At 47.4% G+C, this 20735-nt stretch carries 17 protein-coding genes; all 17 read right to left on the bottom strand.

The window, feature by feature from the left end:
• Positions 1-4 precede the first annotated feature (4 nt).
• A complete protein-coding gene (locus OCV70_RS10975; RefSeq protein WP_173767016.1) occupies positions 5-763 on the bottom strand; it encodes a TraX family protein in 759 nt (252 codons plus the stop codon).
• Positions 764-826: 63 nt separating this feature from the next.
• Positions 827-3304: a transglutaminase family protein gene (locus OCV70_RS10980; RefSeq protein ID WP_021925243.1), complete on the bottom strand. Its 2478-nt coding sequence runs from the start codon at positions 3302-3304 to the stop codon at positions 827-829.
• A 14-nt stretch (positions 3305-3318) separates the two neighbouring features.
• A complete protein-coding gene (locus OCV70_RS10985) occupies positions 3319-3711 on the bottom strand; it encodes a DUF6483 family protein (protein WP_173767018.1) in 393 nt (130 codons plus the stop codon).
• A gap of 69 nt (positions 3712-3780) precedes the next feature.
• On the bottom strand, positions 3781-4389 hold the full coding sequence (locus OCV70_RS10990; protein ID WP_173767020.1) for a cytidylate kinase-like family protein: 609 nt from the start codon (positions 4387-4389) through the stop codon (positions 3781-3783).
• Positions 4390-4465: 76 nt separating this feature from the next.
• On the bottom strand, positions 4466-5815 hold the full coding sequence (locus OCV70_RS10995) for an ArsB/NhaD family transporter (protein WP_021925246.1): 1350 nt from the start codon (positions 5813-5815) through the stop codon (positions 4466-4468).
• Positions 5816-5995: 180 nt separating this feature from the next.
• Positions 5996-6400 carry a hypothetical protein gene (locus OCV70_RS11000; protein ID WP_173767024.1) on the bottom strand — a complete coding sequence of 135 codons (405 nt, stop codon included), beginning with the start codon at positions 6398-6400 and terminating at the stop codon, positions 5996-5998.
• A 173-nt stretch (positions 6401-6573) separates the two neighbouring features.
• The gene (locus OCV70_RS11005) at positions 6574-7497 is read right to left on the bottom strand and encodes a MetQ/NlpA family ABC transporter substrate-binding protein (RefSeq protein ID WP_173767026.1); all 924 of its coding nucleotides are present in this window, start codon (positions 7495-7497) and stop codon (positions 6574-6576) included.
• 150 nt (positions 7498-7647) lie between these two features.
• Positions 7648-8307 carry a methionine ABC transporter permease gene (locus OCV70_RS11010; RefSeq protein WP_117849363.1) on the bottom strand — a complete coding sequence of 220 codons (660 nt, stop codon included), beginning with the start codon at positions 8305-8307 and terminating at the stop codon, positions 7648-7650.
• 2 nt (positions 8308-8309) lie between these two features.
• Positions 8310-9329, bottom strand: coding sequence for a methionine ABC transporter ATP-binding protein (locus tag OCV70_RS11015; protein WP_117849364.1), 1020 nt, complete (start codon positions 9327-9329; stop codon positions 8310-8312).
• A gap of 202 nt (positions 9330-9531) precedes the next feature.
• The gene (locus tag OCV70_RS11020; RefSeq protein ID WP_173767028.1) at positions 9532-10443 is read right to left on the bottom strand and encodes a LysR family transcriptional regulator; all 912 of its coding nucleotides are present in this window, start codon (positions 10441-10443) and stop codon (positions 9532-9534) included.
• A 68-nt stretch (positions 10444-10511) separates the two neighbouring features.
• Complete coding sequence (locus OCV70_RS11025) at positions 10512-11684, bottom strand: DUF4317 domain-containing protein (protein WP_021924378.1); 1173 nt, start codon at positions 11682-11684, stop codon at positions 10512-10514.
• Positions 11685-11699: 15 nt separating this feature from the next.
• On the bottom strand, positions 11700-12701 hold the full coding sequence (locus OCV70_RS11030) for an asparaginase (protein ID WP_021924377.1): 1002 nt from the start codon (positions 12699-12701) through the stop codon (positions 11700-11702).
• A gap of 175 nt (positions 12702-12876) precedes the next feature.
• Positions 12877-14169 carry an FKBP-type peptidylprolyl isomerase gene (locus OCV70_RS11035; protein WP_173767030.1) on the bottom strand — a complete coding sequence of 431 codons (1293 nt, stop codon included), beginning with the start codon at positions 14167-14169 and terminating at the stop codon, positions 12877-12879.
• 233 nt (positions 14170-14402) lie between these two features.
• A complete protein-coding gene (gene mfd / locus OCV70_RS11040; RefSeq protein ID WP_173767032.1) occupies positions 14403-17744 on the bottom strand; it encodes a transcription-repair coupling factor in 3342 nt (1113 codons plus the stop codon).
• Positions 17745-17882: 138 nt separating this feature from the next.
• On the bottom strand, positions 17883-18461 hold the full coding sequence (gene pth / locus OCV70_RS11045; protein ID WP_173767034.1) for an aminoacyl-tRNA hydrolase: 579 nt from the start codon (positions 18459-18461) through the stop codon (positions 17883-17885).
• A 21-nt stretch (positions 18462-18482) separates the two neighbouring features.
• Positions 18483-19433, bottom strand: a complete 951-nt coding sequence (locus tag OCV70_RS11050; protein WP_021926477.1) for a TIGR03943 family putative permease subunit — start codon at positions 19431-19433, stop codon at positions 18483-18485.
• 33 nt (positions 19434-19466) lie between these two features.
• Positions 19467-20720 carry a CobW family GTP-binding protein gene (locus OCV70_RS11055; protein ID WP_117849369.1) on the bottom strand — a complete coding sequence of 418 codons (1254 nt, stop codon included), beginning with the start codon at positions 20718-20720 and terminating at the stop codon, positions 19467-19469.
• Positions 20721-20735: the final 15 nt, after the last annotated feature.

Raw genomic sequence — 20735 nt, forward strand, 5'->3', positions numbered from 1 at the left:
TATTTTATTGCGCAAGCCGCAGCAGTCCCAGAATCAGCAGATGTGCCGGGTAAAAAATGTAGAAAAACCATTTGGAAAAGGTTCTGTACTTTTTCCCCTGCTGTCCGTTGTACAGATAAATAATGCAGACTGCGGAAAGGAAAATTCCAGCCACAGCGCCAAGAGAACGCAAGATGCTCATTCCTGGCGACATGGTCTCTATGTTTTCTGCCAGATTGACCAGCCCGAAAAGCAGCATGGCGTTTCCAAACACCTTCCACAGCTTCTTTCGCCGCTGCGCAGTGAAATCCTCTGCTATTTTGCCTTGTGCATCCGTCAGTCCGCAGGTGGCAAACCACAGCGTAAACAAAGGAGCCAGCAGCGCCCAGTCGCTATATATGGAAAGAACCACAAGCACGATTATGCAGGCATTCCGCCTCCAGTCTGCCTGGACCTTTTCCCGGACCACAAGGATCAGGAAGCACAGGAAAAGGGTAAACATCATATTCATATTTACGAAGCTGATGGTTCCCTCCTCTGTAAATGCCAGGCAGAAGGGGATTTCGGAAATCGCCGCAAACAGAAACAGACGCTTTCCATATTTCTCTTTGGACCTGGTGTAGCCATAGCCCTCCACCAGGAAGTAGCACATAGTAATGGCTGTGAAATATCCCACATCTACAAAAATCTCAAACAGAAGGGTTCCCGGCTCTAAGAAAATATTTGCGATATGATTCAGCAGCATGGTAAACATGGCGATGTATTTTATTTCGTCTCGATTCATCTTCGTCCTCTCCCGCCTTCCCGACAACTTACGTGCGCATCATATCCTGCCTGCACAATGGAATCACACATGGAAAATCCGCAGCAGCATATCCGCCATACCAACAGAATATCCCACAGACGCAAACATTCCCTGGCACGCTCCATCCGTCACAACCATCAGCGGCAGCTTTTCAGAATCCACGTACATGCGGCGCGCTGTCATCTCTTTATCTTTGCCGAAGTCATGGAAAAATACCTGAATCTTTGGCAGCATCTCCAGACATCTGCAAAGAGTCGCGTTCTTCAGTGCATCCTCATTTCTTAAAATAAACACAAGGTTCTGCTGAATTTTTTCATATTTTTCCTTCAAATCCATAATCTCGTTGAGGATATGCTCCGTAGGCTCACGGCCTTCCTCCAGCCAGAAGAGAATCTTACGCTGGACGCCATCGCCGTGTTCCAGATTTTCATCCGCGCACGGTGTACCTGTCACCTGCGAAATCAACACTACCTCACCATCTTTATTTCTAAGCCTGGAATCCGGAATAGAATGCCGATTCAGCATTTCCTCCAGGCTGTACTCCCGAAGCTCCAGCTCCACCTTCTTGGTCTCGTCTTTTTCAATATGGAAGTCATACCGCTTGCCAAGAATATTTCCGTTTGGCAGACGATTTCCTGTCAGAATCCGGTAATCCCCAGGCATAATATCCAGCTCAAGCTTTCCGTTTTCCCATTTGCTTCCGCTGAAATCAAGAGTCAGATAGCCCTTTCCATCTGTCACAGAAATGGTCCAGTTCTGGTAGTAATTCCAGTTCTCATTCTCCCCGGCCAGAACAGTAAGGTGAGCTTCCTTGCGGCTCTCTTCCAGCACCGGAACGAACTTTATGCCATCCCAGTACTCAATGGCACCATCTGTAGGATTCAGCCTGGACGGAATTCCAAGGGTTCTTGCAATGGCAACAAACAATACTTTATGGGATTTCTCCCCTGCAATCTTAAGATCCAGCGCTGCACCAGGAGTGGTGTAAGCCGTCAGACGCTCCTTGTCATTGCGAACAGAAATATTTTCCTTGATCCAGGTCCAGATCCGCTTAGGATCAGACTCGAAGGCATCCCTCTGTTTCTTATCGAAATAACCCAGAATCTTCTTTCTCCATTTCGTGAGAACCTCGTTCTCTACTCTTGGATTCCACACATAAGGAATATAGATCTCGTCCGGATTAAATTCCCGGTAAACAGAAGCCTCCTGATAGTGGCCTTCCAGCACCTCCGGAAAAGCATCCCTTCTGTCCTTCTCAGACAGAACTGCCATCATCGGCTCTACCTCTTCCATGGTGTGTCCATACAGGCAGCGCTTCCACAGAGGCTGGAATTTGGCAATCTTGCGGCGGCAGTGCTCGCCTTCCTCTGCAATTCTTCTGTTATTTTCCTCTTCCTGTTCTTTGGAAATATTCCACTTGGTCCGGCCTGTATCTTCCGGGGCGATCATATCGAAATCCACCCACAGCTCGTCCTCATATTCCTCTCCCAGGGTGCAGACAAATTCATCTCCATCTCTGGTGTCGATCACCCGCTCGCCGTAAGTGCCCTCATAAACTGCACAGATCAGCAAACTTCCAAGGCCTGTAACAAAAGAAATGCATCCGTTTTCATCAGCGCTTATCTTCGCCACTGGGGAAAACTCCCCGTAATTCATAACCTCGGCCTGCACCCTTGCGCCGCCAGCCGGGGTTCCTTCCAGATCTTCTACCCGGATGGTGATCCGCTTGGTCTTTGCATATTTGCCAAGAAGATTGATGATCCTGTTCATTCCGTCTTTTCCAATGACATCTTCGTCCGGCATGGCACGGTCGTACCATCTAGAACCGATCATCATTGCTCTGGATGCAGCGTTGGTAAACCAGCCCTTATCCAGAACTGCTTCCGGCTCACAGGCTCCCAGGTAATGCCAGTCGCCGTCGCACCAGACCTCCACCCAGGCGTGGTTGTCGTCACAGTGGGACCATCTTGGCACATATACTGGTCTCGCAGGGATTCCTGCACTTCGCAGCACATTTACCACAAAAACCGCTTCCTCACCGCAGCGTCCCACACCGCTTCTGTAGATTTCCAGAGCAGAGCCGGTACGCATATCCGTTCCCTGATACATCACTTCGCCAGCGCACCAGTGGTTGATCTCCAGCACAGCTTCCATCATGCTCATGCCCTGGATCCGGTCCTTTATTTTTTCCCAGAAATAAGTACGGCAGGGTTTAATTTCTTCATCATTAGTTCGATGAAAAAGCACATAGTTCAGAAAATAAAGCTCCGGGTATTTCTTCACATAAGGGGAATTTTCCCAAAGCCAGATTCCCTGCTGGACATAATCCAGATAGGTGTCGAATGTGTAATTTCCCACATCGCTGTAAGGCATGTTGCTGTACAGATACTTCATTCCAATCACAATATCTGCATTTAAGGTTTCCATTCTTTTCTCGATTTCTTCTGCTTTTCCTGGAAGTTCCCTGGAAAAATCCTCAAAGTCTTTCTCTATCCGGTCCCTGTTTTTTTCAAGAAACATCTTTAATCTCCTTCTTATCCAATGTCTAACATATTCATAATGTTGCCATAGCCAGCGTCCTGGGCCAGCTGCTGCAGGCCATCCTTAACCTCTTCCAAAGAGTAGTTGTGGGCTTCCAGGAATTCATCCCCTTTGGATGCTGCATACTCGTAGAAAAACATGGCTTCTGCCAGGTCTTCCTTGTCAGAATAATCGATTCTGTCCAGAAGCTCGTTCTCCGCCTCGTTGATTTCCCCATTGTCCACCATTGTTTTCAGATGGTGAAGCTTATCACCGGAAATCTGGTATTTGGATTCTACCGGGAGCTCTACCTGCACATATTTTTTTCCAAGCATTACGCTTGCCAGCACACGAGCTACTTCTTTAATGATACGCATAAGGTAATCTTTTTCGTCATCTGTAAACATGTTTTCCTCCTGTAGACAAAAAGGTCCTGTCATGACAGCTGTGTGCGTCTTGACAGAACCTCTGACCATTTATTTCATTCTCGCTATTCGTTTGTCAATATATTCAGACAGGAAATCAACGCTTCCTTCAATACCAAGTGTACTGCTGTTCAGGCTCAGATCATAGGTATGAGTCTCAGACCATTTGGTCTTGCAGTGACTGTCATGATATTTCTTTCTCTTTCTGTCTTTCTCTTTGATAAAACGTTCTGCTTCTTTTTCTGTTTTTCCATAAAGACGGGAAATACGGGCGATTTTGTCTTCCATATTTCCAAGAACGAAAATGGAAATCAGTCCCGGATAGTCCTTCAGGATGGTCTCAGAGCAGCGTCCTACTACTACGAAGGATTCGCCTTTCTCTGCTTTTTCCCGAAGGAAATTGAACTGCATGAGGGCAACGTTGTCTGCCGGAGAACTGCTCATTCCCTTAACGGTACGGTAAAGGAATTTGTTGTGCTTCATCTCGTCGAAGATCTCAAGCTCCTCGCTGCTTACGTTGTGGCTGTCTGCCACCTCTCTCAAAAGGTTGTGATCATATAAGGAAAGTCCATAGCGCTTGGCGATTCGCTCTGCGATCTCATGTCCCGCACTTCCGAACTCTCGTCCGATGGAAATGATCACCTGTTTCTGTGTTTTCATGGTATCCCCTCCTTTTCCATAGTTTCATGCCGCGGATTGCGGACCAGCTGAGCTGCTTCCGCAATCCAATCTGGCATTATAAATATCTTGCATAGATCATAAACATTGATACAAAGATTACGATGATCGTAGCCGGTGCCATAGCTTTGCAGTATCTGCCCCACTTAATCATGTGGCCGCTCTTGGCTGCGGTAGCGATTCCTACTACGTTTGCAGAAGCTCCGATTGGGGTTGCGCTTCCGCCGATATCAGTACCCATTGCAAGAGCCCATGCAAGAATGGAAATATCGATTCCCTGTGCTGCTGCCAGGCTGTCGATAACCGGAATCATGGTAGCTGCAAACGGAATGTTGTCAATAAATGCACTTGCAACTGCAGATACCCAGATGATGATTGCGATCATTACCTTCAGGTTTCCGCCGCTTACCTTGCCGATAAATCCAGCCAGGATAGTAAGGATGCCAGTCTGCTCAAGACCGCCTACTACTACGAAAAGTCCGACAAAGAACAACAGGGTCTTATAGTCAACCTTTTTCAGAAGCTCCAGTGCATCCTTGCCGGCTGTGATCAGTGTCACTGCTGCAATAAATACACCGATGCAGGATACGGTAAGTCCTGTCTGTGAATGGCTTACCAGCAGAACAACTGCGCAGAGGAAGATGATCCAGCTGATGATAAAACCTCTCTTGTCTGTGATTGCTTCAGAAGGATCCGGCAGAGTAGACGGATCGATCTTGCCTGCATTCTCTGTAAGCTCCTTGCGGAAAACAAAGTAGAAATAAATTACTACCAGAACCAGTGCGATAAATGCGATCAAACCGGTGTTTGTTACAAAGTCTGCAAAGGAAAATCCAAGGGATGTTCCAATGATAATGTTCGGCGGGTCTCCGCACATAGTTGCGGATCCACCAAGGTTTGCGCAGAAAATTTCTGCCAGGATCATCGGTACCGGATTGAATTTCAACAGCTGTGAAAGCTCTACGGTAACTGCTGCCAGAAACAGGATAACGGTAATACTGTCAATAAACATTGCCAGTACAAAGGACAGGAGCATAAATGTGATAAAGATCGGGATGATCTGGTATTTTACCAGTTTCGCGATCTTCATGCATAACCAGCGGAAAAATCCGGATTTTGCCATACCTTCTACCATGATCATCATACCAGCGATGAACACGATAGTCTCCCAGTTGATTCCGGCGGAAGCTTCGCTTGCTTCCCCTGCGGTGTGCCAGAATCCCGACGAGAAAATACTATGTATGTTCAGTGTTTCAATAATTGCTGAGGGACTGTGCATACAAAGGCCAAATACAAGAACCAGTGTAAGGAGCGCACATCCCAGAGTAACAATGTGTCTTTCCCAGATTTCTGTGATGATCAGAATGAACATCGCCAGGAAAATAATTACTGCTAAAATCTGTGCCATTATTTCTTTCCTCCATGACTGTCGAACCATGCCATCCAGAGTCCCACTCCAATGGCTGCCACAATCATTATTCCTATAAATATATTAAGTAACATATAGTTTTACCTCCGATCATATCTGTGTTTACATGGAAAATGATCACTGCGAGTCCTGCAGCAATCAAACAACAGAATATGGTCTTCAGTGTTTCTGCCCGTCCTGGTGGTGGATGTAACAGATAATAAATCTTCTTCCATCCGCGTCATTTATGGTAAGCAGACGTTTCTTTTCTTTATAAAATACGGTATTCGCCAGCAGAACTGCAAGCATGATGATCACCAGCTCTGTTCCTGTCATCCCATTCTGCCGAAGGCGCTGGTCCGCCTCCAGTCTCACAGACACCTGCCTGATTCCTGTCAGTTCTTCGGCACTGGTGTGGGTACTTCTGGAAAACTCCGGTGATATCAAAGAAGCGGAGGCCGGGATCAGATCAGAAACATGCAGAATGCTCTTCGCCTCCATGCTGGCGAAAAAGATACATAAAATCGCCAGTATCATGCCAAGAAAAAGGCAGATATAGCGATTTTTCCATTCATTTTTCTTCAATAGGCCTCACCTCGATACCTTAAAAAATTCGTCTCTATAATAGCAGATTTTCAGCGCTTTTTCAACTGTTTTTACACGGGGAAAAACAGACTGGAATACACCTGTTTTACAGGGATTCCAGTCTGCCTGCGCTTCATTTCTTATTATGGAAAATACTCTGTAACGGAAGCAGATTATTCAGCGTCTGTTGCTTCTGCATCAGCCTCAGCCTCTGCGTCATCTCCGTCAGCCTCAGCCTCTGTGCTTTCCTCTGCGTCAGCTTCATCTGCTGCGTCCTCGCTGTCATCAAATGGGATAACTGCGCCGTCATATTTCTTGTTGATGAAGTCTTTGATCTCGTCAGATTTTAATACGTCTACAAGAGCTTTGATCTTGTCGCTGTTCTCATTTCCTTCTTTTACTGCGATTACGTTTACATAGGTTTTTGCTGCTTCGGAATCAGAGGTCTCGTATGCAAGTGCATCTTTGGATACAGAGTAGCCAGCCTGAAGAGCATAGTTTCCGTTCAGGACAATGTAAGCAGTCTCTTCTGCAACACGTGCTACCTGCTCTGCTGCAAGCTCAACGATCTCTACGTTGTATGGGTTCTCCTCAATGTCGTTTACAGTTGCCTCAAGACCAACGCCATCTTTCAGAGTGATGATTCCGTTGTCCTGAAGAAGGAGAAGCGCTCTTGCCTCGTTTGTGGTGTCGTTCGGTACTGCGATTGTGTCGCCGTCTGCGATATCATCAAGGCTGGATTTTGTTCCCGGGTAAATTCCGAATGGCTCATAGTGGATTCCGCCTGCGTTTACAAGGTGGGTTCCTTTCTCCTCATTGAAGCTGTTCAGATATGGAATGTGCTGGAAGTAGTTTGCATCGAAATCTCCGCTCTCTACAACTTCGTTTGGCTGTACATAATCATCAAATACAGTTACCTCAAGGTCATATCCCTCTTCCTCAAGAATTGGCTTTGCTGCCTCAAGAATCTCAGAATGAGGTGTCTCGGAAGCTGCTACTGTGATGGTTTTGTCGTCATCTGCTGCGAATACAACGGATGTTCCAACGGTTCCAAGTACAAGTGCTCCTGTGAGTGCTGCTGCGATTAATTTTTTCATAATAAACTTCCTCCTTGTTTTTTGAAAAATATATTTAGTTTCTACATTACAATCATTTTTTATAATAAACAGGGGCTACTAAAAACTCCTGTCAATTATCGATTTTGGTTACTGCTCACAGATACCATTTCTTATAAAATAATCTGTGGCTTATTTTCTTTTATCCAGCTTGTTGGCTATGAACATACCAATTGTCTGGAAAATCTGTACCAGTACTACCAGAAGGATAACGGTCACCAGCATGATGTCTGTCTGCCAGCGGTTGTATCCGTAACGTACTGCAATGTCTCCAAGTCCGCCTCCTCCTACGGTTCCTGCCATTGCGGAGTAACCAAGGATAGTTCCTGTTACAATGGTAGCTCCTGAGATCAGGGATGTTCTTGCTTCTACCAGCATTACCCTAAATACGATCTGAAGATTGCTTGCTCCCATGGATCTTGCAGCCTCGATAACTCCCGGGTCTACCTCATTTAAGGAAGACTCTACCATTCGTCCGATAAAAGGGATTGCCGCAATGGTAAGGGGTACGATGGTGGCTGTGGTTCCATAGCTTTTTCCTACCAGAAATCTGGTGAATGGAATAAGCAGGATCAACAGGATCAGGAATGGGATGCTTCGGAAAATGTTTGCTATCACATCCAGAATCTTATATAGTACTGCGTTTGGCCGCAGACCCTCTTTGTCGGATACTTTCAGCAGGATTCCAAGAGGCATTCCAAATACATATCCGAAGAAGGTGGAAAACAGGGTCATATATAATGTTTCCCCTACACCTGCGATTATCATATCGGTTACTTGTTTCGTCCACATAATCAGTTCGCCTCCCCTATCTCAAGTCCACGTTCTGTAAGGAATTTCTTCATCTCCGGTACATTGGTACTGTCACTCATGAACTGGAGGATCATTTCTCCTTTGGCTACACCGCCTACGTTTTTGGTGTTTGCCTTCAGAATGTTTACAGGTTCGTGGAAGGTTAATATAAGGTTTGCGATTACTGGTTCGAATGCGGAGTTCTCAGAGAATACGATTCGAACGATTTCGCCGTCCTGGATTTCTGACTGGGTAAGCTTTTTGCTTTCTACATCGTTTCCAGAATCCTTGCTGATCAGTTCTTTGGCTACCTGTGATTTCGGGTGGCTGAAGATTTCTTCTACAAGGCCTTGTTCTTTTACTTCACCGTCTTTCATAATTGCCACATGAGTACAAATCTCACGGACAACTGACATCTGGTGGGTAATGATCACAATGGTGATTCCGAATTTCTGATTGATGTCCTGCAAAAGTTCAAGTATGGAGGATGTGGTCTGGGGATCCAGGGCGCTTGTGGCTTCGTCACAGAGCAGGATCTGTGGATCGGAGGCCAGGGCTCTGGCGATTGCCACTCTTTGTTTCTGTCCACCGGAGAGCTGTGCGGGATATGCTTTCGCTCTGTCTGCCAGTCCTACGATTTCCAGAAGCTCCAGGGCTTTTGCTCTTGCTTCGGCTTTTTTCTTCCCCTGGATGTACAGTGGGAAGCAGACGTTTTCCAGTACGTTTTTCTGCATGAGCAGGTTAAAATGCTGGAAAATCATTCCTATTTTCTCTCGCTCTTTGCGGAGTTCTTTTGGGGAAAATTCGCTGAGGGATTTTCCGTCTATTAATACTTTTCCTTCGGATGGTACTTCCAGAAAGTTCATACAGCGTACCAGGGTACTTTTTCCTGCACCGGACATTCCGATGATTCCGTAGATGTCTCCGGTTTCAATGGAGAGGCTTACGTGGTTCAGGGCTTGTACGGAACCGTCTTTGGTTTCGAAGGTTTTGCTCACATCTTGGATTAATATTGAAGACATGTCTTTCCTCTTTCCTTTAAGTGGTGTTTCATCGTCGATATGGTTACTATAACACAATTGGAGTAAAAGTGTTAATTCTTAAAAGTTAGGGCTAGTTATAGGATAAAACTATAGCTAAGGTGGACGCCAGCGGGGGGGGTGTAGTGGGTGGGTGGTTAGGTTCAGCTTTAGTTGCAAATGGAAGTTTGCGTAAGTGAGTGGATTATCGTAATGCTTTGTCTTTGTATTTGGCAATTTCCTCCAGATATTTCTGCCCTAATTTACTAATCGTGGTGCCCTTCCTAGCGAGGTAGCCGATGGTCATGACCTCGTCGGAGTCTAGCTTCACGGCGCAGTAGTCGGAGCCGTTTAGTTCTTCGCAGATGATTCCGGAGCAGAGGGTGTAGCCGTTGAGGCCTACCATTAGGTTCAGGAGGGTGGCACGGTCGTTGGCTTTGATGAGGCGTTTGTATTCGTAGGTGCTCAGAACTTCTTCGGCGAAGTAGAAGGAGTTGTAGGTGCCCTGCTCGAAGGAGAGGCAGGGGTACTCGCGCAGGTCCTCCAGGGTGATCAGATCGCGGTCAGCCAGGGGATGCCCTTTCCACATGTAGACGTAGATGCTGCATTCCAGGATGGGATGGAATTCCAGGTTGGACTCGTGGAAAATCTTCTCCAGGACTTTGCGGTTGAAATCATTGAGGTACAGGATTCCAATCTCACTTTTGAAATCCTTTACATCGGTGATAATGTCATAGGTCCTGGTTTCGTGGACCGCGAACTCATACTCATCCATTCCGAACTGCTTGACCATTTCCACGAAGGCATTGACCGCGAAGGTGTAGTGCTGCATGGACACGCTGAATTTTTTCTTGGTGCGCTCTTTAGAAACGTACTTGGATTCAATCAGGGCGTACTGCTCTACCACCTGACGGGCGTAGCCTAAAAATTCCTCCCCCTCAGGAGTTACCGAAATTCCACGGTTGGTCCTTCGGAAAAGTTCCACCCCAATTTCCTCCTCCAACTCCCGTATCGCCGACGAAAGACTTGGCTGTGAAATAAAAAGTGTACGCGCTGCCTCATTCATAGAATTTGAATTCGCCACGGTAATCGCATAGCGAAGCTGTGCCAGGGTCATACGGATTCCTCTTTTCTATACTGTACTTGACAAATGTCGTTTATACACGTCGTATCAATTAACAGAGATTACTCCAACGCTTGCTCATAGTCATCATAGTCATCATGTTCACTGCTCTCACCGCCCATTCTCACGCGAATGCCGTTGATCTCCACATCTTCCATGGGGATCACCAGGCATTTGCGGCCGTCGATGATGCGGGTTTCGACCAGTTCTACTTTCTCAGGCTCAACGTGGATGACAACGTCCGGGGTTTTGATCTCGAACTTGCGGGTGTTGGTGATGTTGGAGGCAACCATGGTGGCTTTTTCTCCGGCTGCCACGTCATACTGGTCATCGAAGGTTTCCAGCTTTTCCTCTTCTACGCCGCAGTCCTCGAAAAGGCGCTTCACCTCGGATTTGGTAAGTACCACCGGATCCGGAGAATCCTTCTGGGCTTCGATGATCTCGTTCAGCTTCTCATGAATGTTCACAACTGTATCGTACTGGCAGTCCTCGCCAAGAGTTTCCTCCACAAGCAGGTTAAAGGAATCTCTCTGTCCGCCAGCTGACAGCGGCGCTGTGCATCCGAACATCTCGTCCACAAAAACATCATGGAGCTGCTCTGCATTCTTGGCGTAATAGAGCATTCCGTGAATGTCTGTGCTTCTGTCATTAAACACCGGGAAAAGAAATCCATTTTCCGGCATTTCCACGATCCAGTCGCGGATACGGTCCTGGATCAGGTTTGCTTCCGCATTATAGCAAAGTCCCGCCTTGGACAGCTTCACCGGGCAGATGCTGCAAAGAATGTGCTCGTAGATTTCCTCGGAAGCGTCGTCCATCTCAATGCCGTCAGAGGTTTTTCCCGGAATATCGTATACGGCATGGACAAGGATTATGTAATAATTCTCCGGGTAGTCATAGTTCTCGATAATTTTGTCGTAAAAGCTTTCGATCAGCTGGTCATCCTTTAACTTGCTTTTGCGAAGCTTCATGAGGAATTCGTGCTTGCCGCCCTCTTTTTCCTCCTCTAATGGAAACTCCATATTCATCAGGTTCTTTCCCAGTGTACCGGAAAGTGTTTTCTTGAAAATCTCAAAATATTTGAACATCTCTTCCTCGGAAAGGGAAAGAAATGCTTCTTTCAGCTCTGTCTTTTTATTTTTCTCAGCATCTACATAGCAGCCGCAAATGCGGGTAATGTCGCAGTTGGCTGGTGTAAACTGCTTCTTGATTTCGGAAATCTCTTTTTTGTTCATGTGTATAAGCTCCTTCTATAAAAATAGCAGATCATGATTAATCGTCGTATAAAACAGTTCCTTAAATTTCTCCATATCCCGTGTCTGCCCAAGCGCCCACATCATCTTCGTCACAGACGCCTCCAGAGTCATGTCATAGGACTCCAGCACCGGGAAACGCTCCTTGATGATTTTTCCCACCTGGTAAACTTCCATATCACTGCCCTCATGGGTAACCTGGGTCGCCATGCACACCGGCTTCCCAGCCTCGATCCAGTGCCCAATTGCCTCCATGAAATCGTCATTTTCATAATGAGGCAGCCCGCCCACACCGAAGGACTCAATGATCAGCCCGTCATAAGCCGGGAAAAGGGCATCCAGCACCTTCCCGTCAATTCCAGGTATCAGCTTCAGAAGAAAAATCTTCTGGTTCATCTCATGGTAAAACACCAGCGGTTTGGTAGACTGGTCCTTGTCATCAATGTAGAAAATAATTTTCTGATCATGGATGGACGCAATATCCGGATAATTAATGCTGGAAAAAGCATTATAGCTTTTGGAAAATTCCTTCTTCGCCCGGGTACCTGCGATCACCTTGCCTCCAAACACAATGGAAATTCCATGGGCCCGGTCATGGGAAGCAAACCGCAGACTGTCCATCAGATTAGACCTTGCATCTGTAATTGCCAGATCAATAGGCTTCTGCGCTCCGGTAATTACAATGGGCCTGCGGTTATTCTGAATAAGATAAGACAAAGCCGCAGCTGTATATGCCATGGTATCGGTTCCATGGCAAAGCACAAACCCGTCATAAAATTCATATTTCGACTCAATCAGTCTCGCCAGCTTCAGCCAGTGATCTGCACACACATTGGTGCTGTCCAGGGCAAAGGGCTGCACCGTATCAATGGTACAGAATTCTTTCGCCTCCGGAATATATTCCAGCAATTCCTCCGCCGAAATCTGCGGTGCCAGTCCATCTGCTGTATATTTAGATGCAATGGTACCTCCGGTAGCAATGAGAAGTATTTTTTTCATGCGTTTCTCCTTCATTTGATATTTGAACATCAACTCTTGGCAACTCGTCTGGCGCTGCACCATCTGCCAAAAAAGCCCGCCCGAATCTTCCCCAGGCAGGCTCTTTTATCATGTTATCCAACTTATGCAGTTCTCATTCGTTTACCTAAGAACTTCAATTATCGTTTAGCGATTCTTAGTTTTCCTCAGTTGTTTCCTCGGCAGTATCAGCAGAATCTGTACTTGCAGTCTCGCTGTCGGCACTCTCGTCTGCAGCAGTCTCATCGGTGCTGTCTGTACTCTCCGCTGCATCTGTCTCTTCTGTATCATCAGCTGCAGTCGTGTCCTCGCTGCTGTCAGCTGCCTCGCTGTCCTCAGAATCAGCTGCTTCACTGGTATCTGCTGCAGTATCTGTGCCTGCATCCTCGCTTGTATCAGCGGTGGTATCCTTGATTGTGAAGCTGTGGTCATCTGTAATTGTCAAAGTAGCAAGCACCTTATCATTCACAGTGATCTCTGCATCATCCAGCCACTGCTGGGTTGTCTCAGAATAATAGTTGCTGCGCTTGGTATTCTCAAGGGATTCCTTCTTGGAAGCAGTTGCATCCTCATCATTTACCTTGTCCATACGAAGAACATATACGTTGGTATCTGTCTCAACCAGCTCATCATAAACCTCTCCGTCCTTCAGAGTTCTAAGAGCCTCAACAACTGCATCATCATAGGAATTGGAAATATCCTCGTCATCACTGTCATTTGTGAAAATAGTTCCGGTCAGTCCGCTGTAAGTATCATCAACAGCCTTGGCTGTCTCGCCCATATCTGCTGTCGGATCCTCTTTCATCTTATCCAGGATCTCCTGTGCCTGCTCCTTGCGGGTAGCAATATCATCATCGGTAAGGTCATCTCCACTGATGGAAATACTTACATAGCTGAAAGAAGACTGCTGTGCCTCCTCATCCGTTATGTTAACCTCAGCCTCGTTGCGGATCGGATCGTAAATTCTCTGTCGGTAAGTCTCAAGCTCCAGAAGAGTCTTAACCTGATCTTCGGAAACAGCAAGCTCCTTCAGAGTGTCCTCGTCATTGTCCTGCATAAACTGTGCTGCTGCATCTGCAATAGCAGTCTCATCATCAGAAGTAACCTCAACGCCATAGTCTGCAGCCTTCTCCTTCATGATGTACATCAGCTCAACCTGCTCCAGGAACTGTCCTACAGCCTGCTCGCCGTATGTAGTGCCAGCATCTTCGTCTACAACCTGGCTCCAGATATTTCCAGCACTTCCCATAAAGCTCTTATACATGGCAACCGTCTGTGCCTGTGACTCACGTGCGTACAGACTTACAACCCCCATAGGAATGTCTGTGCCATCCACAGTTGCAACGGTCTTCTCTCCATCTATAGACTTACTTCCACATCCGGAAAGCATTCCAATTGCCATTACGCCACTTAATGCCACTACGGTTGTGTTCTTCACGATTTTCTTCATATTGATCACCAATTACCCTTTCACTGATGTGCCACTGAGTCACCACGCACAGCCGGCATGATCCCCCAATGCGGACACGCTAATAAGAGTATAAAACTTTTTTCCCATGAGGGCAAGTAGAAAGGGGAAAATCTGATAGAATTCACACAATTTTCGCGAATTTCCATCGGATTTTCCCCACCCAAAGCCTACTTTAAATCAAAATATCCGAAAGCATTCAACAGCCCAGCCGTCTACTGCTTTTCGCTCTTTCCTTCCTCTTCCACCAGTTCCATCAGTTCCTTCGCAAACACCGTCAGTGCCTGCACAATATCCCCCACCGGCGCAAACAGGAATTTCGGCTCTTTGTCCGGCTTGAACTGCAGCTGTCTGCGGTATTTGGCAACCAGCGGCGGAATTCCCTCCGGGTTCAGCTTTGCACTTTCATAAAGGGTAATGCGGATTTCCTTTTGCAGCTGCTTGATTTCTGTAATATATCCCTGATGAGCCACAGCCTTCAGTCTTGCAATGGCAAGCAGATTCAAAACAGCTTTCGGCGGCTCACCGAAACGATCGATCAGCTCCTCCAGCATATCATCATACTCCTGCTGGGACTCAATTCCCGCAATACGCTTGTAAATGTCCAGCTTCTGGAACTCATTGCTGATATAAGTATCCGGGATAAACGCATCCATATTCAGATCAATGGTGGTCTCGAAATCCTCCATTGTGTGAATGCCCTTCGCCTCTTTGACCGCCTCGCTGAGCATTTTGCAGTACAGGTCATAACCCACTGCATTCATGTGTCCATGCTGCTGCGCTCCCAGCAGATTTCCTGCGCCGCGAAGCTCCAGGTCACGCATTGCGATCTTAAACCCGCTTCCAAGATCTGTAAATTCCCGGATCGCAGAAAGACGTTTCTCCGCCACTTCCCGCAGCATGGTATTTCTCCTGTACATAAGGAAGGCATAGGCCGTCCTGTTGGAGCGCCCGATTCGTCCTCTTAACTGGTAAAGCTGGGAAAGTCCGTATTTGTCAGAATCATGGATGATCATGGTATTTACATTGGAAATATCCAGCCCAGTCTCAATAATCGTGGTAGAAACCAGCACATCAATATCCCCATTGATAAAGTCATACATTACCCGTTCCAGTTCCCGCTCGCTCATCTGTCCATGAGCAAAATCCACCCTGGCTTCCGGAACCAGCTTGCTGATCCGAAGGGCAACCTCGTCAATATCTGTCACTCGGTTATAAACGTAATAAACCTGTCCTCCTCGCCGAAGCTCTCTTCCGATTGCCTCGCGAACGGTCTCCTCGTCATACTCCATAACATAAGTCTGAATAGGCATACGGTCCATAGGCGGCTCCTCCAGCACGCTCATGTCACGGATTCCGATCATGCTCATATGGAGGGTTCTGGGAATCGGCGTTGCAGTCAGGGTAAGCACATCAATATCCTTTTTCAGCTGCTTGATCTTCTCCTTATGGGTAACGCCGAAACGCTGCTCCTCATCAATGATCAAAAGCCCCAGATTCCGGTACTCCACATCCTTGGAAAGCACTCTGTGGGTACCGATCACAATGTCCACCTGGCCCTTTTTCAGATCCTGGATGGTCTTTTTCTGCTGGGCAGAAGTTCGGAAACGGCAGAGAAGATCCACTCGCACCGGGAACTCCTTCATTCTCTGGATAAATGTGTTGTAAACCTGCTGGGCCAAAATGGTGGTAGGCACAAGATACACAACCTGTCTGCTCTCCTGCACTTCCTTAAAGGCAGCGCGAAGGGCAACCTCCGTTTTGCCATAGCCAACGTCACCGCAAACCAGACGGTCCATGATCTTGGTGCTCTCCATATCCCGCTTGGTATCCTCAATGGCATTCAGCTGATCCTCGGTTTCCTCATAAGGGAACATTTCCTCAAACTCACGCTGCCATACGGTATCCGGTCCGCATACATATCCCTCTTTTTCCTGGCGCACCGCATAAAGCTTCACCAGCTCTTTGGCGATATTTTTGACCGCGCCCTTTACCTTTGACTTGGTGCGGTTCCACTCCTGGTTTCCAAGCTTATTCAGCTTCGGCGTCTTGGCAGTGTCCGCGCCGGAATATTTCTGCAGGGCATCCAGCTGGGTTGCCAGAATATACAGATTGCTTCCGTCCCGGTACTCGATCTTGATGTAGTCCTTGACAACTTTGTCCACTTCCACCTTCTCGATTCCCCGGTAAATTCCAAGTCCATGCTTCTCATGAACCACATAATCCCCGATGGAAAGCTCTGCAAAATCCTGGATTCGCTTTCCATTGTAGGTTTTCTTCTTTTTCTTTTTTTTCTGCTCCTGACCGAAAATATCTGTTTCCGTGATCACCGCAAACTTGATCAGCGGATACTCAAAGCCTTTCCGGGCATGACCGTACATTACCATAATCTCGCCTGGATGAATCTGGCGGTCATAGTCCTGTCCGTAAAAAGCATTCAGGTCATTTTCCCGAAGGTCCTTCGCCAGTCGTTCCGCCCTGGTACGAGAACCAGAAAGCAGGGCAATCTGGTAACCCTGTTTCTTATATTTCTTCAGATCCTCCACAAGAAGCTCGAAGCTGCTGTTGTAGGAGGTCACGCTCTGCACGGTCAGATTAAATTTCTCCGGAGCAAAATTCCACTCCACAGCCCGCGGTTCCAGTGCAGACAAAGAAACTGCCCTGCACTTATTCAATTCTTTTTGCACTTTGGAAAATTCACACAGCCACTGTACCGGAAGATCCTGCTCCCCCTTTTCCTCCCTGTGCATACGGCTCTGGCGGTACTCTTCCTCTACGCCAAGTCCGTTTTCCAGAATACGGTTGGGCTCATCCAGAAACAGCAGTGTTTTTTCCCTGGGAAAATAATCCGGGAAGGATACCAGCCTTTTGCCGCTGGTCCATTCCACTGCCGGATAGATGGCGATCTCGTCCAGGTTTTCCAGGGACCTCTGGCTCTCCGCGTCAAAGCTTCGAATGGAATCTACTTCGTCTCCCCACAGCTCGATTCGCCAGGGATTCTCTTCTGTCAGGCAGTAAATATCCACAATTCCGCCCCGCACGGAAAACTGTCCCGGCATTTCCACCTGGCCTACCCACTCGTAGCCCAGATCCACCAGCGCCTTTTTCAAAAGATCCATATTGATAACGCTGTCCCCGTAAAAATGCAGTACTTTTTTGCCGATTTCTTCCAGGGGCATCAGGTAGTCCATACAGCCGTCAATGCTTGTGACAACAGTCAGGTCCTCCTGCTCCAGAAGCGCCTTTACCACACACATTCTCTGGCGAATCAGCAGATTTCCCTGAATATCTGCCTGGAAAAACAAAAGATCCTTCGCCGGATAAAACAGGGTATCCTTATTATAAAAGCGCAGGTCCTCGAAGGTTTCCTTCGCCTGGCGCTCATCTCCTGCGATCACAAGGCGCAAGGGTGCTTTGCCGGAAAGTCCATGGATCAGGTGCGCCTTCTGTGACTCCAGACAGCCTGTGATCTGAACAATTCCCTGGTTCTTCTCAAGACTTTTTTCTATTTCTTCAAATTCTGCCATCCCCTTCAGGGGCTGGGTAAATGAAAGCATGGCTTTCCTCCTTTATCGATTTTTGCCGCCCCAGGAGCATATTGAAAAAAAGTTCCAGGGGCAAAAGAAGCCCAGCTTACTGACTGGACTTCCTTCATTACTGTTTTCTATGCATCGCGAAGTATATTGCTGAGCTAACTACTCAGTAACCCTCTTTCGATTATATTCATTCATGGCCGCATCCGGACCATCTGTGATGATTTTTTCTACTGCATCTGCGGCAAGCTCAATGGCCTCATCCACAAGCTTGCGGTCATCTGCTGAAAAACGTCCAAGCACATGATCGGCAAGATCCCATCCCTTTGGCTTAGCGCCTACGCCGACCTTCACACGCATAAACTTCTGTGTGCCCAGTCTGCCGATGATATCCTTCAGGCCATTGTGGCCTCCTGCGCTGCCCTGCTTGCGGATGCGAAGCTGTCCTGGCTCCAGGTCAATGTCATCCTGGATGATGATCAGCTCGCTCTCCGGATCAATCTTGAAATATGCTGCCATCTCCTGCACCGGACCGCCGCTGAGATTCATGAAAGACAAAGGCTTCATGAAAATCACCTTCTCGCCGCCGATAAAGCCGGAGCCATACATGGCATTAAATTTTACGCCGCCCTGTGGAATCTTATGACGCTCCACAAGCACGTCAATTGTATCAAAACCCATATTGTGGCGGGTCGCCTCATACTGCTTCCCGGGGTTTCCCAGTCCAACAACTAAATACATAATCTACAATCCTTATATTCATCAGTTAAAGTAAACCATTTCATCTGCCAACGGCTCGCATGGAGTTACATTCTCTGCATAGAGCACAATTCCCTCGCCCTGGTATTCTGAACGGTTCTCAAACGCAACCTTGGCAGTTACCTCTACCCATTCGCCTGGTTTGAGCTTGGGCGCATAAGCACTCTTGCAGATATAGCCAAGGAAAGAAGTGTCATCTGCACAGCAGGTCATAGCAGTACGTCCTGGAATAAAGAACTTGCTTCCCATTCCTCTCGGGCGTCTTGCACGGGCCTTGAAGCGCAGTGTTTTACCAACGTAACGATCTGGATGATCCATGGCATCCACAAACCAGATACCGTAATCTTCCGGCGGAATATCCACGATATCTGCATCCAGGTCAAATGGCATCTGATCTGCGAAGATATCTGTCATCTCCCCTTCTTCATCCTCAAAAATAACCTCGGCACTTGGGTTTACCACTTTAATGCTTCTGCGGAAATTGGAAAGAGGATATTCCATCTTGCTGCGGTTGAACACTACCATATCCGCATTGCGGACCATATCCATGAAAAGGGATTTCATGTTCTGCATGTAAACCTGAAATGTGCTTGCATCCACACAGGTGATGTGCTGCTCAATGCCCCAGCCCTGGGGAAGGCGCATTTCCTCAAATTTGCTTACCAGCCACATTCCATTGTATTCCATAACCACACGCTCCGGCTGGTGGATAATATCAAGAGCCTGGAGACGCTCCGGTGTAAACTCTTCTTCCTTCTCAATAACCTCTATGACAACATTGTCCTTTGCAAGGGCATCCTCATCATATTCTTCCTCACCCTCTTCGCAGAGAATAAGAAGTGTTTTGCCCTCTGTGCGAAAATAATCCTGCTGCAGGGTAAAGCTGAGGAAAGAGGTCTTGCCGCTTTCCAGGAATCCGGTTATGAGATAAATCGGTACTGTAATTTCATCCATGTTACAGAAACCTCCCTGTATTTTTTACTGTCATTATGCTACGCCGAAAAGTTCAGCCAGCTTGTCTTCCTTCAGTTTGGAACCGATCACGCAGAGACGTCCTGTGTACTCCGGTGATCCCTCACGGATCTCAGTTTCTTCCGGAACCATATCAAAGTAGATCCAGGTTCCATCCTCTGCCGGAAGCATTCCCTTTGCACGGAGAATTACGCCATATTCCTCTGAAGTGGAAAGGCTTTCAAGCATCTTCTCAAGACCTTCTCGTGTGAATTTCTTGATTGTCTCACGTCCCCAGCTTGTGAATACTTCGTCTGCGTGATGATGGTGATGATCATGATGATGTCCGCAGCCGCACTCCTCATCGTGATCGTGGTGATGATGCTCGTGATCATGGTCATGTCCACAGCCGCACTCCTCATCATGGTCGTGGTGATGATGCTCGTGATCGTGGTCATGTCCGCAGCCGCACTCTTCATCATGGTCGTGGTGATGATGTTCGTGATCGTGGTCATGTCCGCAGCCGCACTCCTCGTCATGGTCGTGATGATGATGCTCATGATCGTGGTCGCACTCTTCATCATGGTCATGATGATGCTCGTGATCATGGTCATGTCCGCAGCCGCACTCCTCATCGTGATCGTGGTGATGATGGTGCTCATGCTCTTCCTTCAGAAGTTCATCTGCCAGGGAAACCGGATGCTCCATAACCTCAAGGATCTTCTTGCCGTCCAGCTTCTCAATTGGAGTAGTGATGATAGCAGCCTTCTCATTGATGGAACGAAGAAGCTCCATAGACTCCATAGCTTTCTTCTCATCTACAATATCGGTACGGCTCATGATAATAGCGCCGGCATACTGTACCTGGTTGTCAAAGAACTCGCCGAAGTTTCTCATATACATCTTGCATTTCTTTGCATCCACTACTGTGGTGTAGCTGTTCAGCTGGATGTCTACATCTTCCTCAACACCCTGTACAGCCTTGATCACGTCGGAAAGCTTACCTACGCCTGATGGCTCGATCAGGATACGGTCCGGATGATATTTCTCTACAACTTCCTTCAGAGAAGCACCGAAATCACCTACCAGAGAGCAGCAGATACATCCGGAATTCATCTCACGAATCTCAATACCTGCATCCTTCAGGAAACCGCCGTCAATACCAATCTCACCAAACTCATTCTCGATCAGTACTACCTGCTCGCCTTCAAAAGCCTCTTTCAGAAGCTTCTTGATCAGTGTTGTTTTACCGGCTCCAAGGAAACCGGAGATAATGTCAATCTTTACCATTTTGTATTTCCCCTT

The sequence above is a fragment of the Blautia acetigignens genome (genome assembly GCF_025566865.1).
Lineage (GTDB): Bacteria > Bacillota > Clostridia > Lachnospirales > Lachnospiraceae > Blautia_A > Blautia_A acetigignens.

What these genes read in the sequence shown, in the direction of transcription:
- OCV70_RS10975 (WP_173767016.1), bottom strand. Translation starts at nt 763, where the DNA reads ATGAATCGAGACGAAATAAAATACATCGCCATGTTTACCATGCTGCTG.
- OCV70_RS10980 (WP_021925243.1), bottom strand. Translation starts at nt 3,304, where the DNA reads ATGTTTCTTGAAAAAAACAGGGACCGGATAGAGAAAGACTTTGAGGAT.
- OCV70_RS10985 (WP_173767018.1), bottom strand. Translation starts at nt 3,711, where the DNA reads ATGTTTACAGATGACGAAAAAGATTACCTTATGCGTATCATTAAAGAA.
- OCV70_RS10990 (WP_173767020.1), bottom strand. Translation starts at nt 4,389, where the DNA reads ATGAAAACACAGAAACAGGTGATCATTTCCATCGGACGAGAGTTCGGA.
- OCV70_RS10995 (WP_021925246.1), bottom strand. Translation starts at nt 5,815, where the DNA reads ATGGCACAGATTTTAGCAGTAATTATTTTCCTGGCGATGTTCATTCTG.
- OCV70_RS11005 (WP_173767026.1), bottom strand. Translation starts at nt 7,497, where the DNA reads ATGAAAAAATTAATCGCAGCAGCACTCACAGGAGCACTTGTACTTGGA.
- OCV70_RS11010 (WP_117849363.1), bottom strand. Translation starts at nt 8,307, where the DNA reads ATGTGGACGAAACAAGTAACCGATATGATAATCGCAGGTGTAGGGGAA.
- OCV70_RS11015 (WP_117849364.1), bottom strand. Translation starts at nt 9,329, where the DNA reads ATGTCTTCAATATTAATCCAAGATGTGAGCAAAACCTTCGAAACCAAA.
- OCV70_RS11020 (WP_173767028.1), bottom strand. Translation starts at nt 10,443, where the DNA reads ATGACCCTGGCACAGCTTCGCTATGCGATTACCGTGGCGAATTCAAAT.
- OCV70_RS11025 (WP_021924378.1), bottom strand. Translation starts at nt 11,684, where the DNA reads ATGAACAAAAAAGAGATTTCCGAAATCAAGAAGCAGTTTACACCAGCC.
- OCV70_RS11030 (WP_021924377.1), bottom strand. Translation starts at nt 12,701, where the DNA reads ATGAAAAAAATACTTCTCATTGCTACCGGAGGTACCATTGCATCTAAA.
- OCV70_RS11035 (WP_173767030.1), bottom strand. Translation starts at nt 14,169, where the DNA reads ATGAAGAAAATCGTGAAGAACACAACCGTAGTGGCATTAAGTGGCGTA.
- mfd (WP_173767032.1), bottom strand. Translation starts at nt 17,744, where the DNA reads ATGCTTTCATTTACCCAGCCCCTGAAGGGGATGGCAGAATTTGAAGAA.
- pth (WP_173767034.1), bottom strand. Translation starts at nt 18,461, where the DNA reads ATGTATTTAGTTGTTGGACTGGGAAACCCCGGGAAGCAGTATGAGGCG.
- OCV70_RS11050 (WP_021926477.1), bottom strand. Translation starts at nt 19,433, where the DNA reads ATGGATGAAATTACAGTACCGATTTATCTCATAACCGGATTCCTGGAA.
- OCV70_RS11055 (WP_117849369.1), bottom strand. Translation starts at nt 20,720, where the DNA reads ATGGTAAAGATTGACATTATCTCCGGTTTCCTTGGAGCCGGTAAAACA.